The organism is Pseudovibrio sp. W64, assembly GCF_001623145.1.
Classification (GTDB): domain Bacteria; phylum Pseudomonadota; class Alphaproteobacteria; order Rhizobiales; family Stappiaceae; genus Pseudovibrio.
The window spans coordinates 252,465-268,671 of record NZ_LMCI01000028.1 but is presented as its reverse complement, the minus strand read 5'-3'; the positions used below and the strand labels follow the sequence as shown (position 1 = coordinate 268,671).

Below are 16,207 nucleotides of genomic sequence, written 5' to 3'. Positions count from 1 at the left end.
ACTACTCTCCCAGCGTACTGCGAAGCTCCTCGCACCATTCCGATAGGCCGGTGGAAAGCGCCATGTCAGACACCTTCACCACGAGATCAGTGCTGGAGTTTTCAGAAAATTTAATTGTGTTTGAAAGTTCGCCAGTTTTTTTGCCGAACAAATCATATAAATGTTCGGGCCCAGTTACCTCAAGCACGACTTCAGGCGTTTCAGAGAGTTGTCGACGTACGACCTGCACCAATGAGGTTACAGCACGATCCCGTGCGCTCTCTTCGATAAACGGAACCAGAATTTCGGATACTGCCTTAGACAGTCTGTCTTCAATTTCGACGAGAGACTGCTGAAAAGCTTCCTTTAACTTCTCGCCCTCCCCCTCTTTGAATGCTTTTTCTCGCTCGATCAGCTCAACGTCTAATTCTTCACGCATCTTCTTGACGCGCTCATCTGCACCCGACTTGGCAGCTTCTTCCCCCTCTGAGAACCCATTTTCATAAGCCTCGAAGACACGGTTAACCCAGTCCCCACCTTCGCCATACCCCTTCGGAAGCATGGAGATCACTTCCTGCATGTCCTGAAGGTCTTTGGTGGTAACGCCTGTATCTGTCGTAAAGTCTGCTAGATAGTCGTTGATGCCGCGTGTCATCCAGCACGCTCCTGATCATACATCCACTGCTTCAGGATGATTGCAGCCTGCATGTCATCCATCTCAACAGCACGCTCAAGCTTGCGAAGATTATCACGGTTCACAACGGTCGCATCAACGCCTTCACCAGACATGCCGTCCCCGTTTGTGTAATCCGGCAACTGGCCATCTTCGCCTTCAATCTCACCATCACGAACAGCGTTGGAGTTGGCACCAACTGGCAAACCTTCTTCAACCTCTTCAGATTTCGGAATAAGGAAGGCGACAGCTGGGCGCAGACCGAACCAGATGATCATCAGCGTCACAATCAGGATTGCACCAGCGTTGACCACTGACCCCATATTGCGCATCAACACATCCTGCCAGGTCCGCTCAGGGATAGCAGCGAGCTGCTCACCAGCCAGCATAAAGTTCACGGCAGAAACAGACACCTTATCGCCGCGCGCGATATCAACACCGGCTGCTGTCGCGATAATTTCTTCGATCTCTTCGACCTTTTCAGTCAAATCCGCTTCTGCACCATCAACAACAGCATCGCCTTTTTGACCTTCGACACGACGTGCTAATTCTTCAACAAGACGATCACGATTAACCAGCACAGCTATACTCATGCGATCAATACGATAGTCATCAAAAATAGTTTCGACGGTACGCGAGGAGATCTCGTAGTTCGTCAGCTCTTCACGGCGTTCATTTTCCTCTGAAGAGCGCTCACCGGATTGTGATGATACAGCTTCTTCAGGCAGGTTTTGCTCAACAGTGGTTGGATTTTCCAGACTAGCATTTTGAGCGCTCGCATTTTCTCGCACAACGCGGAAAGATCGCTCAACACGTGTCTCGGGATCATAAGAGGTTTCGGAAACCCTTTGATTGTCTGTATTCACAGAGGCAGAAACACTGACTTCAAAATTGTTTACACCGAGATAAGGTGCCAGCGCCTGGCGGATCGCATTTTCCTTACGCGACGCCAAATCAGCTTCCAACATTGCCTTACGACCAGTGGACGCGCTTTGCGCATCTTCACCAGCCGCAAGAAGCTGACCCTCAGTATCAAGAACCGTCACCGCTTCAGCAGTAAGACCCGGAACGGCAGCTGCAACAAGATAACGGATAGATTGCGCAACCGAGTTTGTCTGAACACCCTCGGTGCGAATAAGAACAGAAGCTGTCGGTTTTTGATTCTCACGACGGAAAGTTGCTTTTTCAGGAAGAACCAAATGCACGCGAGCAGCTTTAACACCCTGCATACTTTGGATTGAGCGGGCAACTTCACCTTCAAGCGCACGGACTTTGGTCACGCTCTGCATAAAGGATGTCAGACCCAGAGAACCCATCTCATCAAAGAGCTCATAACCTGCACCCGATCCGCGCGGCAGACCCTTTTCTGCCAGCAGCATACGAGCACGAGCCGTTGCGCCAACACCGACTGAAATCGACGTGCCGTCCGCATTTACATCAAACGGAACACCGCTGGCCTGCAATGCCATGCCGATCTGAGTGACATCGTCCCTCTCCAAATTAGCGTAGAGAATTTCCTGTTCCGGACGGGACAAGAGATATGCTGCTGCGCCAATCGCAACAAACGTAAATAACCCAATAAAAGCGAGCACCATCAGGCGCTTTGCACCTAACTCGGCCAGATTACCATAGATTTTTTCGGCGTTTTCACGAGCTGCCATTGCGACCTCTGCAGGTGTATCAATGGCGCTACCTTCGCTTTTCAACCTTGCGCGAACGTGATCAGGATTTACATTGGGCGAAAATCCACGGTTTCTCCGAGGCAATACAAGCTATTTTTAAAGAAAACTAACAGTATCAGGTATATGCGTCTGCGTGGGTGATGCGCTGAATACTCGGCAGACCATTTACCGTCAAACCACAGCCCTGCCCTTTCAAGCGCTTACTCACCCGATCAGCCGTTGCGTTGATTGCCACAATCGTATTTGCGCCGCACTCAATTTGACGAAGCTGACCTTCCTGTTCAAAAAGCACATCGCGCGCTAGTGCAACAACAGAACTCCAAAACCGCTCATTGCCCCGCAATGCAAACGTTAAGCCTTCAAGCTTCTGCTCAGAGGCGAGCGCAGACAGATCAACTTGACCAACTTCCTGATCCCCTTCTCGGGAGATATTTAATTGACTACTTAACATCAAGCACCGCACAACTCAAAACAACCCAACACGAGATAAAGCTTAAGAAAGCTTATTTCAAATACTGGTATATTTTATCGAACTTGCCTTAACCTGACTTGTAACAATTTTATCTAAAATTTTATCATAACGACAAACAAAGGCCCCGGCGATTAACCGGGGCCTCAAAGCTTCTAAGGTTCTCAGAGTTGTCCGACTTAACGGAACAGGCTGAGGATGTTCTGGGAACCAGAGTTAGCGATAGACAGAGCCTGAATACCGAGCTGCTGCTGGGTCTGAAGAGCCTGCAGACGAGTAGATTCCGCATTCATGTCCGCATCAACCAGCTGACCGATACCACGATCAACAGCGTCCGTCAGATTCTTAACGAACTCCATCTGCATATCTACACGGCCCTTAGTAGAACCGAGCTCTGCAGCCGCGTCAGTCATATCTTTCAACACACCATCAACAGCATTACCTAGAGCACGCAAAATGATCTGATGTTCTGTGTTACCATCTTCAAGATCAGAGATATCAATTTTTAGGAAGTCGACGGATGTCGCATCACCACCAACGAGGGTATAGTCAGTGAGCGCTGTACCGCCAGCAGCAAGGATCGCAGCATTCAATTCAGCAGACAAATCGGCAGTCAAAAGGCCTTTATTGGTAGCAGCATCAGTATCGCCATCAACAAGGATCATCTCCAAGATGTCAATGTCGATATTTTGCAACTCAGGCTCATTATCTGCAGTACGTGTGAACGTACCTACGAAAGATTTATCTGAAGAATAATCCGCTACGCTTGTATCCTGACTGAGCCAGTTTTCACCATTAAAGCTTGCAGATGCAGCAATAGTGCTCAGCTGATCCTGCAGCGCAGTGATATCTGCCTGAATCTGACCGCGATCAACACCATCTTTAGTTGCCGCAAGCAACTTGGCTTTAATCTGTGTCGCAACGCCTTCTGCCTGGTCCATAGCAGTAAACGCTACATCAACAGTTGCCGCACCAAGACCTAGAGCATCCTGAACAGCGCCAAGGGCTTCGTTGTCAGAGCGCATGGTTGTCGCGATGGACCAGTAAGCTGCGTTGTCAGAAGCATCAGCCACACGCATACCAGTGGAAATACGGCTCTGAGTATCAGCCAGGTCGGTGTTGATGTTACGCAGAGTGGTCAGAGCCACCATTGCGGAGGAGTTTGTCAAAAGAGAAGACATAACATTTGTCCCTTAAATAAAAAGAAATGGGACATTCCGGATTAAATTCCCGGGGCTACAGAGTTGCATCATGCACTTTGAAGGTCAAAGCCTGTAACAGAACCCAAGAATGACTCACAAAACTTACGCCAGACTGACTCATTAGCTTAGACAAGAAAAAAACCCCGAAACGGGGCTTTTTGTGGTTAAGTTTAGGTAAATGATCTTATCAGACCGCCCGTTAACAAGTACCACCCATCAATCAAGACGAAGAATAACACCTTAAAGGGGAGTGAGATAACTGTTGGGGGGAGCATCATCATGCCCATGGACATTGTTATTGTTGCGACAATCATATCAATGACAACAAAGGGCAAAGCGATGAGGAAGCCAATTTCGAAGCCGCGTCGTAATTCTGAAATCATGAAGGCCGGTATGAGAACGCGGAGGTCGAGCTCTTCGATGGGCGCGTCTTCCTCGTAGTTGAATGCACTCACCGCCAGATCGTCGAAGAGGACCAGATCTTTTTCGCGGACGTTATCCAACATGAACCGTCGGAACGGCTTTGTCATTTCCTCGTAGGCGACTTCTTCTGTGATTTGCTCTTTGATTAATGGTTGAAGACCATTTTTCCACGCAGTATCGAACGTTGGTGCCATAACGTAGAAGGTCATGAACAATGCGAGGGAAATGAGGATAATGTTGGCTGGTGTTGTTTGAAGGCCGATACCGGAACGCAAGAATGACAAAGCAACAACGAAGCGCGTGAAGCTTGTTACCATGATCAGGATCCCTGGCGCCAATGAGAGCACCGTCAGGATCATGACGTATTGGATAATCCGGCCACTCGCAGATGCCTGCCCTGCCGGCAGCAAGTCACTCAGGTTGATATCCTGAGCGGAGGCCGGAGCGACCCAAAACAACGCAAATAAACTCAAAAAACTCGTAAGAAACGCAAAATAACGCATTACTGAATCACCACAGATTCAAGGACGAGTTCCTTGACAAATTTGCCACCACGCATCTTGGCGCGTTCATTGAGATCATCACGCAAACGCAGCAAACCACGAGTGCCTTCAAGCTGGCGTGGCCCCAGGGTCCGGGCGTAGAGCAACAGATCCTGCTCAACCTGCTTGACCAGCAAGGAGTGATCTTGCTCTTCTATACCGCGCTGCATCAAAACAACTGAGGCTTCAATACGAATCCAGTTCTTAGAGGAAGACAACAGGTTGGTCACGATTGGCTTCAATGAGACAATCTGACTGCTTTCTGTATATTCTGGATTGATCAGAGCACCACTGTTGGCTTTTTGCTCTTCCAAATATTTGCCGTGCACCTGATCGACCAGCGTAGAGCCGATCCCCATTCCACCAGCACTCGCAACGGCCGTCACGACAATGGCTGCGACTGCGACGCCTACCCAAGAATTCTCGGAGGCTGGCAACTGCGGCTTTGGCAACTGTGGTTTAAGAGCCATAGAAGCCTCCTTTAGAGCGGGCTAATGATATCAATGATTTGCTGACCAACGCTTGGTTGCTGCATTTCCGTCACGCGGCCACGGCCACCGTAAGAAACACGCGCTTCAGCGATCTTGTCATACTCAATGGTATTTCGACCTGTGATGTCTTCGGGACGCACGATGCCAGCAACTGACAGAACGCGAACCTCATAGTTCACACGAACTTCCTGTTGCCCTGAAATGATCAGATTGCCATTGGCAAGTACTTTGGTCACGACTGCTGCAATGGAAAGTTTGATCTCTTCACTGCGATCAATCGCGCCCTCACCTTTACTGCTTGTCTCGCCAGTACCAGAAATGCTTGCGTCTGCTTCTCCTGAATCAACACCAGCCCAAGAGAACGCACCTCTCAATCCAGTAGATCGTGAAGAATCACGCGATCTCTCACTGGAGTTGTCTAACTTAGCCTTATCGTTGATTTTGATCGCAACGGTAAGAACATCGCCAATTTGCTTTGCTCGGGGATCGCGGAAGAAATCCTGCTCACCATCAGCCCAAAGCCCGTGATAAGCGCGATTTGAACGGCCGCCACTTTTCGCTGGAGTTGCCGGCAAGTTTGCAACATTTGGCTGAAGTCCCTGCCCCAACGGGGTCAGATGCGGCTCCTTGCCAACGTTTTTCATTGCATTACAGCCAGTGAGCGTAATTGCGGCGAGAATGCATACCAAAGTGCGCTTCACTGTGAAACTCCCATACTTTGCTTGGCGGCCTTTCGAGCTGTAAGTTCTGCCATCAGATCAGTAAGATACGCTGCGCGCTCTGAGGCCAACTCAGCAAGCACCGAGCTGGCTTTCCGCGCCTTCATCTGGAGAAGAATTGAAACGGCTGTTTCATCATCCAGAGACGTCAACTGCAGCGCCGCTGCATCCGGGCGCATGTTGGCATAGATATTAACAACATGCCCTTCCGCTCTCTGCAGGATTTCATCACGACGTTTCACCCACATGCGCAACTCAGCAATCTTAGCGTCGAGCTCTGTAATCTTAGCTTTCATCTGATGCTCAACATCAAACAGAGCACGCATTTGCCAAGCAATCCGAGCGTCTTTTGCCTGATCGGCAATCGCTTCGCAGTAGTTCTTGGCCTGCTCAATTGCGGCACTTAGTTCTTCTGTCTCGGCCTCGTTCGTCTGGGCACTTGCGCTTACAAGCGACATGCACAAACCGAGAGATACCGCTGCACACTTAAGGGGAAAGAATTTCTTCTTAGAGAGCTTTAAGAGAGGCATTACAACTCAGTTCCAATAGGTTTAGCGGTACAGTGAAGCCACAAGCTTGCCCGTGGCTTATCCAATTGCCGTGCAGTCTTATTTGACCACGAGAGTTGCCTGGAGAGCCCCTGCCTGCTTAATCGCCTGAAGGATTGCAATGATTCCACTTGGCTTCAGACCAATACGGTTCAATCCTCTGACCAGAGTTTGCAAATCAGTTCCACCAATCAACTGCAACTGACCATCTTCCTGAACCACATCAATATCCGTGCGCGGCACAACAGTCGTTTCGCCTTGCTGTGCGAACGGTGACGGCTGAGAGACTTCAGGCCGTTCAGAAACACGAACCGTCAGATTGCCGTGCGTCACAGCAACTGTTGAAATCCGCACATTCTGACCGATAACGACGGTTCCAGTACGTTCATCCACAACTACTCTTGCTGGCGTATCCGGCTGAACCATCAGTCCTTCGATCTGCGAAATGAAACGAACTGAGCTGATACCTGCAGGGCGTTGAACCTGAACGGATCTATAATCAAGCTCACTCGCAAGCTTCAAACCATAGCGGTTCAGTGAAAATGCATTGATTGCATCCGTCACTCGTACAGCGGTCTTAAAGTCTGGATTTTTAAGTTCCAACACCAGCTGTGGTAGCGAAGAGAAATAATCAGGTAGCGTTTTCTCAATTAGCGCGCCATTTGAAACACTTCCGGCAGTTGGAACACCTTGTGTCAAACTACCAGCATCACCTACAGCCGCAAAGCCAGATACAGAAACAGAACCCTGAGCAACCGCATAGACGTTGCCATCAGCCCCCATCAACGGCGTCACAAGAAGCGTTCCGCCTTGTAACGATGCTGCATCGCCAAGCGATCCGACAGAAACATCAATACGGGCACCATTCCCAATAAAGGGAGGCAACTCGGCAGTCACAACAACCGCCGCTACATTTCTTGATCTTAAGTTAGACTCTCGAACGTTCACCCCCATGCGCTCAAGCATGGATTGCAAAGACTGCTCAGTGAACGGAGAATTCCTCATGGTATCGCCTGATCCATTCAGACCAATCACAATACCATAGCCGACAAGCTGATTAGAACGCATGCCGCGCAGATCAGCTATATCCTTGATACGGACGAGTGCAGACGCACTGTCAAACGATAAAAACAAAGCAAGAAAAGCAAGATAAATTGCCCCCAGAGAACGGCTTACAGAACGCACGGTGTTATTCCCCTTCAGCCAGCAAAGATCCGTTTTCTTGCACTTTGCCTAAAACACTTAAACCTGTATCAGGGTTCTTAGCCCTGATATTTGCACCAATTGCCCCAGATTCCTGCGCCTCAACAATGGCGCGGATTTCCAAGCCTTCTTCTTTAAAAACTAACAGAACAGAAGAACCGCGTTGCACTACAACAGGATCTTGAACCGCGTTTTTTGGAATTGGTTTTCCTGGAAAAAGGGTACGGCGCGCTTCCAACCCAACTACATCTTGCATTCGACCTACAATCGAAAGCTGCGCAACCGACTTCTTGAAGAACCCGTGTTCACGAAGCATACCTTCTTCGATCTTATCACCCGGATAAATCATCATGGCCGGCACTGGAAGCTTTACAACTTCGCGTCGGCCAGCTGCTGATGCCGCTGTTAAGAACAACGGCACGCAGCACACTAGCAATGCCAGGCTACGCAGGCGCTTGGAAGCACTCATCACCGCGTCCTTAGCGAATGCCCTTGGACACAGTTCCAGCCATATCATCTGCTGCCTGAATCACTTTGGAATTCATCTCGTACCCACGCTGCGCGCTGATCAAGCTTGTGATCTCTTTAACGGGATCGACGTTGGCACCTTCAAGATACCCTTGACGAATAACTCCAAGCGAACCTTCGCCAGCAATACCGGTATTAGGCGCGCCAGATGCAATAGTTTCGCGGAAAAGATTGCCACCGATCGCCTTCAGGCCAGCGTCATTCACAAAGTTAGTCAGGTTCAACTGACCGATGCTTGTGGCTGGATTTCCGTCGGCATAAGTAGCAAACACTTCGCCACTTTCATTGACAGTAACTTTAACAGCCTCGAGCGGAACAGTGATACCAGGCTGAACCTCGTAACCATCAAGGGTTACAAGAGCCCCCTCGCCGTTTACGTTGAATGCACCGGACCGGGTAAAGAGCGCTTCACCTTCAGGGCCGATAATTTCAAACCAACCTTGTCCATCGATCGCCAGATCAAATGCGTTATTGGTTTGCTGCAGCGCACCTTGAGAATGCAACTTACGAACCGCTGCGGTTTTCACACCAAGACCTTGCTGAATTCCCTCAGGAACAGGTGCAGCACCACCACGATTGGACACGCCAGCTGCACGATCAGTTTGATAAAGCAGATCGGAGAACTCAGCGCGAGATGCCTTAAAGGCAGTCGTATTCATGTTCGCGATGTTATTGGAAATAACTTCGAGATTTTTCTGCTGAGCAGACATACCCGTCGCAGCGATAGCAAGAGCCTTCATAGGAAAAACCTTTTCTCAAACAATTAAATGCTCATACGAGAGAATTCTTGATAGGCCTCAACAACCTTGTCACGCACAGCTACTGCGCTCTTCAAGGAAAGCTCTGCCTTCATCACAGCCTCGACCACTTTTTGAGCCGAAACCTCGCCACGTACTGCCGCAACAGATGTCGCTTCAGCCGTTTTCAAATCGCCTGCAGTTTCACGAACCACATCAGCCATAGTATCAGCAAAGCTGCCCTGAACCTCTTGGGTCGCCTGCGCATTCTGCGCTCCGCCTACCAAGTACTGACGAGTACGAGCAGTAGACGAAACATCGTTTACCCCACTGGTAAACGTTGAAACACGCGACACTGAACTCAACGCCGAAAGATCCGCCATCACCTACTCCTCAACAAATCGATTGTACGGGTAATCATTTCTCTGGATTTGACCATCATCTGCAGACCAGCTTCATAAGAACGCGAAGCCTCTCGCATGTCCGCCAACTCAATCAGAGTGTTTACGTTTGGATATTTTACATTGCCATTCTCATCTGCCGCTGGATGCGACGGATCAAATTCAATACGGTAATCACCTTTATCCGTACCGATATCCTTAACCTCAACGAGATTAGCACCAAGCGCGCGATCAACCTCACTTTTGAAGGTAATCGTTTTACGCTGATAAGGATTTGCCCCAGGAGTATCGCCTGTCGACTGAACGTTGGCCAGGTTCTCAGAGACCACACGCATACGCTGTGACTGAACCCTCAGACCTGAGGAGGAAATCTTTAATGAAGCGACAAGTGGATCAATCATAATCTTTATCTTCCTAAGCTGCTCGTCATCAAGCCATAGAAGGACCCAACAAGCTGAGTATTGAGTGAGTGCTGACGAGCAACCTCACCTGACTTAATCAACTCTTGCTCTAGGGAAACGGAATTATCTGAGACGGTAACTTGCCACGCCTCACCGTCATTCACCCGCACACGACGGGCATTCGTTCCATCTTCGCTGATATGACCTGACTGGGTAGCAGCCATCTGAATGCTGGTTTTATCCAGAATGTCCTTAAAAGGCTCGACATCCTTACTTGCAAAACCAGGAGTATCAACGTTCGCAATATTTTCGGAAATTGTTGATTGCCGCACTGACAACCAAGAATTTTGCCGCGAAACCAAACTAAAAAGATATACGGGCTCCAAAAAATCCACTCCGCTACAAAAACTGCTAAAAGTGGATAGCAGTGCAATCTTGTCCGTAGCTGGCGGAATCAATATTTCCGGAAAAAGCAAAAAAGATATACTTGGTTAGTCAAGTATATCTTTTTATCTTAAAATTTTAGGTAAATAACTAATTAATATATTGCTTAAGAATTAACAGATGCGTCCGCGAGCGCAGTTTCCAGCCTCTTTGTATTTTCCTGCGGGTCTTCAGAAGGCTGCTCAAATGCGATGAACTTGACATCAACTGCCGAGTTTAACGCAAGCAAAAACAAATGAAACATGACACTCACACCGTCATTTACAAACTTCATATGCAAGCAAACTGTAACATCGCCATTCCAGTTCAAATCGATTGACGACGTTCCAGCATAGGTGAGTGTGTCGGACCTAAAATAAAGTTCCGACGAAGATTCCAGCAAATCTGTGAGATTGGCAGCTTCGTTTGAGAGAATATGGCGAGCTAAAGAAGACAGATCACATAACCGTAACTCGGCTGCGATGGGCTTCATAGCGTTTGCAATCAATGCCTCACGCAAAACATCTTCAGATTTTGCAGGCAGGTCGTTTTTCTTCAATGCGGTCTTTGTAGACAAAATACCCTCTTAAGGCAGAAACGCGCTTCGACAAAGTCTTTAGCGCTTTAAATAAACATATGAAATAATTTCTGCTACCGCTCGATAATATTCCTCTGGAATACTCTGATCTATCTCTACGGCGGCATAAAGTGAACGCGCGAGTTGTCGATCTTCTACAACTGGAACATCATGAATATAGGCCAGTTCTTTGATTTTCAGTGCAATCAGGTCCTGCCCTTTTGCAACAACACGCGGCGCTTGTTCGCCCTCACGCTCATAATACAGCGCAACAGCAAAGTGGGTGGGGTTCGCAACAACAACAGTCGCATCCTGAACAGATGACATCATGCGTTTGCGAGCCCTGTCACGAGCAAGAGAGCGTAAACGCGCCTTGATAAGCGGATCGCCCTCTGCCTGCTTAAATTCGTCTTTCAGCTCCTGGTGAGACATGCGCAAGTTCTTGCGCCACTGGAAACGCGCCAGAACCAAATCAAAACCAACAAGGAAGATGGTTGCGACGCAGATACCGGAAAGCAAAGTCATAGCAACAGACAAAATAAGCTGAGGCACCTGACTTGGGTCGCTGTACATCGCTGTCAACGCGACCGCTTGCTGCGATTTCAATACAAGCGCAGCAACGACGATCACAGTTATCAGCTTGAAGAGAGACTTCACAAACTCCATGGCGCCATTGACACTAAAAAGCCTGCCCAGTCCCTTTTTCAAGGAGATTTTGCTGAGCTTCGGTTCAATTCGGTCCAACACCAAACGTGGCGTATTTTGCATGAAAGAGGAAGCCAAGCCAAAGAAAATCAAGACAGAAACGATAGGGCCAAGAAACCAGACCAGCTGAAAAGCCACAGCAGACATCAACTGCAAAGGCTCCGCAGCACTGACAAACTGTATTTCACCCGGATTATCCAAAAACCACTTCAGAAAATACACCAGGCCCTGCGCCTTATCGACAGCGATGAAGGAAAGCACAAGAAGAAGCGCTAGCATTGAAGCAAGCACAGACGCTTCCTTGGAAACTGGGATATTCCCTTTCTCCAAGGCATCACGAACCTTCTTCTCCGTGGGTTCCTGGGTTTTACTATCGGGATCCTGGTCTTCAGACATGAAACCTGCCGCTTCTCAAGATGGTTTGACAAACTTAAAAAGTCATCGGGAAGCGTTAGACGTAGACTTCTTCTCCACGCCCAATCTCAAGGTCGATCTCACCTGAATTTGCCTTTTCAAGGGCAAGATCAGTAATCGCCCGACGCGCATCCATCACTTCACGTTGTGTCATAGGTTCACCGGAAGCCAGATCGTTCTCAACGATCCTACGGGCACGAGACGCCATACTTGCAAGGATTGACTGACGGAACTCTGGATTCGTTCCTTTAAGAGCTGCAGTGATAACCTCACTGGTAACATCATCAAAGATTGCAGTTCTGGTGCGAAGATCCAGGTTCTGGATATCATCAAAGGTGAAGAGCAAGGCATCGAGCTGCTCTGCAGATTTTGGCAGAGCTTCACGCAGATTACCCAGCGTATCTTCAAGATCGTCACGTTCCATTTTGTTGAGAATATCAGCCATACGAACATGGGAATCTGTACCCACAGTTCTTGCAAAGTTCACCATGAAGTCTTCATGCAGTGTCTTCTGCACTTCCTCCATAATGTCCTCAACGATAGGCTTGAGTGTCAACATACGGCGGACAATCTGATTACGTTTTCTACGCGGGATCTGGGAAATCACACGCGCAGCACCACTTGCGGAAATCTTTGACAAGATCACTGCTGCAGTTTGCGGATGCTCTTTCTGCAAATATGTAGAAAGAACATGCTCCGAGATTTGTGAAACCTTGTCCCAGATCGAACGCTTGGAGTAGCCCATCACGTCCGACATAATTTCCGCGACCTGATCTTCTGGAAGAATACCTTTCAGAAGACTCTCGGCCCCTTCGGCTGTACCGAACAGGTTTACACCACCTGAGAAAAGCTCGATGAACTCTTCAATTAGCTCATCGAGTTCACTAGCAGGAACCGTGCCCAGATCTGCAGCTGCCCGAATGATCATCCGCATTTCGTCGTTATCGAAATGCTTCAGAACACGGGTTGCCTTATCACTCCCCATAGCCAACAGCAAAGCTGCTGCCTTCTGATGGCCATTTTTTCTGGAAATGACGCTTCCCATTTCAGCTGGAACAACACTGTTCATTCTCTACGCGCCTCGGATACACATATAAAATCAAGCACAGCTCTTGTGCGGCTAGTTGTAGCTGCCTTTTGCGCCTACAATCTCAGTCAGCGACACACCAAACCGCGAGTTATCGTCTTCAACAACTACGATTTCGCCACGCGCTACAGTGCGGCCATTTACGACAATGTCGACAGGCTCACCAACGCGGTGATCCAGAGGTATAACCGCACCACGACCAAGCTTAAGCAAACTGGCCACAGGCATGGTTGCAGATCCAAGAACAACCTGCATATCAACCGGAATACCTAGAACTGCTTCCAGATTACGGTCAACGTTCTCGTCGCTCATACCCTTTTCAGGCGCGGAAGCAGCTGGTTGGGCTGCAGCAGAAGGCGCACCCATATCCATATCCATCTCGGCTTCAGAAGCAGCAGCTTCCCATTGCAACGCGAGGGCTTCATCACTCATTTCATTTGAGCTGCTCATTGCGGATCATTCTCCTTCTCAGGACTTTCGTCGTCCTTTACATTTACAGATCTGAATGTGGCGCTCTGGCCGAAAGAAACTTTTCTAACTCTGACATTCTGGTTATCTATTGCAGATACAGCAGTATTTTCTTGGTTACCTGCCGGTGCAGGCTTACCCATTCCACCAGCCAGCAACAACGCGGCGGTATTGGACGCTGCACTCGTAACGGGCTTTTGCTTTGGCTTCGTTGCAGCAGGCTTTGCAGCACGACCGGAACGTCGCCCGCGATCCCCACCTGGCCTTGGTGGCGCATCATTCATACTGATGCCGACTTCATCACTCTTCTTGCTCAACCACTCGATATGCTCCTGAAGCGCTTTCATTTCTGTTTGCGCCTGAAGGATCACACCAGAGATATCGACCGTAGCTTCACGAGCCTCATCAATCCGCTGCCCAAGATTACTCAGGATCTCCTCACCGCGAACCCGGATTTCCTGCAAGGACAAACCAATGTTGTCCATTGCCTCCGAGGTCTGGTCAAAAATCCTTTGATACTCTTCATGATAGCCGGAGAGCCGCTTTAGCTGTCGGTACATGATCACAACGCGCCATGTCGTAACCAAAAGAGCAAAAAGTAAAAATCCGTCAATTAGATAAGATATCATCGAGAAGTTCCCCTTCCTGCTCGATCAATTCTTCAACGCGTACTGTGTAAGACCCTGCAACCTGACCCAGGCGACAGTTAAACAATGGCTGACTGTTACATTCGAGCTGAACGGCAGTTTTTGGAGTAGCATTCAACTCAAGAACAAGACCAACTTCGAACTGCGCAACCTCTTCAAGAGTCATGCGCTGCTCTTCAAGAATTGCCGTAAGCTTGACTTCGGTACGCTGAACTTCCTGCTGGAACTGTTTAGTCCAACGGGTATCGCGACCGGCAACCTCACCAGACAACACCTGCGTCAGATTTTCGCGCAACGGGTTCAGAACCGACTGAGGGATAATGATGAAGATCTCACCTTCACGACCGATGATTTCAGCAGTCATTTTGGCAAGTACGCACGGATTACTCTTCCGGCCCGTTTGCGCGAATTCCATACGGTTTTCGAGACGCTCAACCTTCAACGAGGTATCAGCAATCGCCTCAAACGCCGTTTCGAGCGCTGTAGCCGCCTCCTGGAACATTCTATAGGCAAGTCGCTGCTCGACATTGGTCAAAGCGCGATCTTCAAGAAACGCTTCTTCTTCACCATCACCGCCAAGCAGAACCTCAACCATGGAGAAGATGAAGGTTCGATCAAACCCGAGCAAAATGCGTGCATCCCACTCCTGAGCATGAAGAACCGCGACAACTGCGCGATCCTCATATTGCTCAAGAGCATCACCAATACGCTCATTTGAAACCGATTGAACTGCTAAGTAAGGCGCAGTTGCTGCCATCTGCCGAAGTGTATCGATGTACTGGCGCGCCATACGGTCAAAGACCACATGCAGCATTGGGAGACGATCGACACCAAGGCCTGCTGCATCCAACAAGCGAGAAGGCAAATCCACCTTTGCATTCTGAGCGCTGATCACCTCATCACTCATTTCCAGCTCTTGAGGCTCCATCAGGCTTCACTCCCAGCTGCAGCAGACACCACCGGACCAGCATTCATAGTTTCCGCCTCAACTTCATCAATTGTAGGACGATCGTCTGCGCCGATGGTTTTACGGCCGTGCTCCAACGCAATCTGAGGCGCCGCACCATTCATAAACGCAAGCAATGTCTGCTTCACCTCAATATAGAGACGATAACGCTGCTCACGAATGGATTTAATCTTCACTGCGACCGGGCTGACAATTCCGTACGACAAGAAGATGCCAAGGAATGTACCAACGAGCGCAGCACCAATCAGACTACCAAGAATTTCCGGCTCCTGATCAATGGCCCCCATCGCCTTCACGATACCAAGCACAGCAGCCACAATACCGAGAGCAGGCAAAGTCTCAGCAACAATACTAAGCGCTTGATACGGCTTCATCTCTTCACGACCAAGGGTGTGCAACTCTTCATCCATCAAGGATTCAATTTCATGAGGACGAACATTACCGATGATAATGAGACGAAAGTAATCACAGATAAAACTTGTCAGAGATATGTTCGCGAGAACCCGCGGGAAACGCTGAAACAACTCAGAATCATCAGGATTGTCAATGATCTGCTCAACATCATTACGCCCCTTTGCACGAAGGGTTCTCATAAGACCGTAGAGCACACTTAGCGTATCCAGATGGTCACGCTTTTTTGGCTTTGCATTCACCAAAGCTTCATGAATACCGCGCCCGGTATCCTTAATCGTCTTAAACGTATTCGCTACCACGAAGGTACCGAAGGCGGCTCCCCCAACAATCAGCAGCTCAAAAGGTTGCCATAGCACCTTCATATAGCCACCCATTGCAACATAACCACCAATTATGGATCCAATAACGATCACGAGGCCAACTAGAATATTCAATTTGCGCTCCACACACTTACCGGACAAGCACTTTTCTTATTTGGTGGTAGCGAGACTTACTTGTCCGAAGCTG

At 49.0% G+C, this 16,207-nt stretch carries 21 protein-coding genes; all 21 read right to left on the bottom strand.

Annotation, left to right across the window (positions count from 1 at the left end):
- Position 1 precedes the first annotated feature (1 nt).
- The 21 genes from PsW64_RS12140 to motA all read right to left on the bottom strand — a co-directional run bounded on the left by PsW64_RS12140 (position 2) and on the right by motA (position 16,134).
- The gene (locus tag PsW64_RS12140) at positions 2-634 is read right to left on the bottom strand and encodes a hypothetical protein (RefSeq protein ID WP_063303763.1); all 633 of its coding nucleotides are present in this window, start codon (positions 632-634) and stop codon (positions 2-4) included.
- A complete protein-coding gene (fliF, locus tag PsW64_RS12135; protein ID WP_063293147.1) occupies positions 631-2,313 on the bottom strand; it encodes a flagellar basal-body MS-ring/collar protein FliF in 1,683 nt (560 codons plus the stop codon). The genes PsW64_RS12140 and fliF overlap by 4 nt, the downstream gene beginning before the upstream one ends.
- Positions 2,314-2,449: 136 nt before the next feature.
- Entirely contained in the window at positions 2,450-2,785 is a 336-nt protein-coding gene (locus tag PsW64_RS12130; RefSeq protein ID WP_063303762.1) for a hypothetical protein, read from the bottom strand.
- A 197-nt stretch (positions 2,786-2,982) separates the two neighbouring features.
- Positions 2,983-3,984, bottom strand: coding sequence for a flagellin N-terminal helical domain-containing protein (locus tag PsW64_RS12125; RefSeq protein WP_063303761.1), 1,002 nt, complete (start codon positions 3,982-3,984; stop codon positions 2,983-2,985).
- Between the two features lie 191 nt (positions 3,985-4,175).
- Positions 4,176-4,931 (bottom strand): flagellar type III secretion system pore protein FliP, encoded by a 756-nt coding sequence (fliP, locus tag PsW64_RS12120; protein WP_063303760.1) that lies wholly within the window; start codon positions 4,929-4,931, stop codon positions 4,176-4,178.
- Positions 4,931-5,440 carry a flagellar basal body-associated FliL family protein gene (locus PsW64_RS12115; RefSeq protein WP_057466019.1) on the bottom strand — a complete coding sequence of 170 codons (510 nt, stop codon included), beginning with the start codon at positions 5,438-5,440 and terminating at the stop codon, positions 4,931-4,933. Before PsW64_RS12115 ends, fliP begins: the two co-directional genes overlap by 1 nt.
- An 11-nt stretch (positions 5,441-5,451) precedes the next feature.
- Positions 5,452-6,162 carry a flagellar basal body L-ring protein FlgH gene (gene flgH, locus PsW64_RS12110; protein WP_063299060.1) on the bottom strand — a complete coding sequence of 237 codons (711 nt, stop codon included), beginning with the start codon at positions 6,160-6,162 and terminating at the stop codon, positions 5,452-5,454.
- The gene (locus PsW64_RS12105; RefSeq protein ID WP_208980743.1) at positions 6,159-6,638 is read right to left on the bottom strand and encodes a MotE family protein; all 480 of its coding nucleotides are present in this window, start codon (positions 6,636-6,638) and stop codon (positions 6,159-6,161) included. Before PsW64_RS12105 ends, flgH begins: the two co-directional genes overlap by 4 nt.
- 150 nt (positions 6,639-6,788) lie before the next feature.
- Positions 6,789-7,913 carry a flagellar basal body P-ring protein FlgI gene (gene flgI, locus PsW64_RS12100; protein WP_057466016.1) on the bottom strand — a complete coding sequence of 375 codons (1,125 nt, stop codon included), beginning with the start codon at positions 7,911-7,913 and terminating at the stop codon, positions 6,789-6,791.
- A 4-nt stretch (positions 7,914-7,917) separates the two neighbouring features.
- Positions 7,918-8,400 (bottom strand): flagellar basal body P-ring formation chaperone FlgA, encoded by a 483-nt coding sequence (gene flgA / locus PsW64_RS12095; protein WP_208980742.1) that lies wholly within the window; start codon positions 8,398-8,400, stop codon positions 7,918-7,920.
- A gap of 10 nt (positions 8,401-8,410) precedes the next feature.
- The gene (gene flgG / locus PsW64_RS12090) at positions 8,411-9,199 is read right to left on the bottom strand and encodes a flagellar basal-body rod protein FlgG (protein ID WP_057466015.1); all 789 of its coding nucleotides are present in this window, start codon (positions 9,197-9,199) and stop codon (positions 8,411-8,413) included.
- Between the two features lie 23 nt (positions 9,200-9,222).
- Positions 9,223-9,579 carry a flagellar hook-basal body complex protein FliE gene (locus tag PsW64_RS12085; protein ID WP_057466014.1) on the bottom strand — a complete coding sequence of 119 codons (357 nt, stop codon included), beginning with the start codon at positions 9,577-9,579 and terminating at the stop codon, positions 9,223-9,225.
- Positions 9,579-9,995 (bottom strand): flagellar basal body rod protein FlgC, encoded by a 417-nt coding sequence (gene flgC, locus PsW64_RS12080; RefSeq protein WP_193757797.1) that lies wholly within the window; start codon positions 9,993-9,995, stop codon positions 9,579-9,581. Before flgC ends, PsW64_RS12085 begins: the two co-directional genes overlap by 1 nt.
- A gap of 8 nt (positions 9,996-10,003) precedes the next feature.
- On the bottom strand, positions 10,004-10,474 hold the full coding sequence (flgB, locus tag PsW64_RS27115) for a flagellar basal body rod protein FlgB (protein WP_244277268.1): 471 nt from the start codon (positions 10,472-10,474) through the stop codon (positions 10,004-10,006).
- Between the two features lie 74 nt (positions 10,475-10,548).
- A complete protein-coding gene (locus tag PsW64_RS12070; protein WP_208980741.1) occupies positions 10,549-10,998 on the bottom strand; it encodes a hypothetical protein in 450 nt (149 codons plus the stop codon).
- Positions 10,999-11,037: 39 nt separating this feature from the next.
- Positions 11,038-12,099 (bottom strand): flagellar biosynthesis protein FlhB, encoded by a 1,062-nt coding sequence (gene flhB, locus PsW64_RS12065; protein WP_063303759.1) that lies wholly within the window; start codon positions 12,097-12,099, stop codon positions 11,038-11,040.
- 55 nt (positions 12,100-12,154) lie between these two features.
- Positions 12,155-13,186, bottom strand: a complete 1,032-nt coding sequence (locus tag PsW64_RS12060) for a flagellar motor switch protein FliG (protein ID WP_063288329.1) — start codon at positions 13,184-13,186, stop codon at positions 12,155-12,157.
- Between the two features lie 51 nt (positions 13,187-13,237).
- On the bottom strand, positions 13,238-13,516 hold the full coding sequence (gene fliN / locus PsW64_RS12055) for a flagellar motor switch protein FliN (protein WP_244271751.1): 279 nt from the start codon (positions 13,514-13,516) through the stop codon (positions 13,238-13,240).
- Positions 13,517-13,650: 134 nt separating this feature from the next.
- Complete coding sequence (locus tag PsW64_RS12050; RefSeq protein WP_063303758.1) at positions 13,651-14,301, bottom strand: hypothetical protein; 651 nt, start codon at positions 14,299-14,301, stop codon at positions 13,651-13,653.
- On the bottom strand, positions 14,282-15,247 hold the full coding sequence (locus tag PsW64_RS12045; protein WP_057466008.1) for a flagellar motor switch protein FliM: 966 nt from the start codon (positions 15,245-15,247) through the stop codon (positions 14,282-14,284). The genes PsW64_RS12050 and PsW64_RS12045 overlap by 20 nt, the downstream gene beginning before the upstream one ends.
- Positions 15,247-16,134, bottom strand: a complete 888-nt coding sequence (gene motA, locus PsW64_RS12040; RefSeq protein WP_057466178.1) for a flagellar motor stator protein MotA — start codon at positions 16,132-16,134, stop codon at positions 15,247-15,249. The genes PsW64_RS12045 and motA overlap by 1 nt, the downstream gene beginning before the upstream one ends.
- Positions 16,135-16,207: the final 73 nt, after the last annotated feature.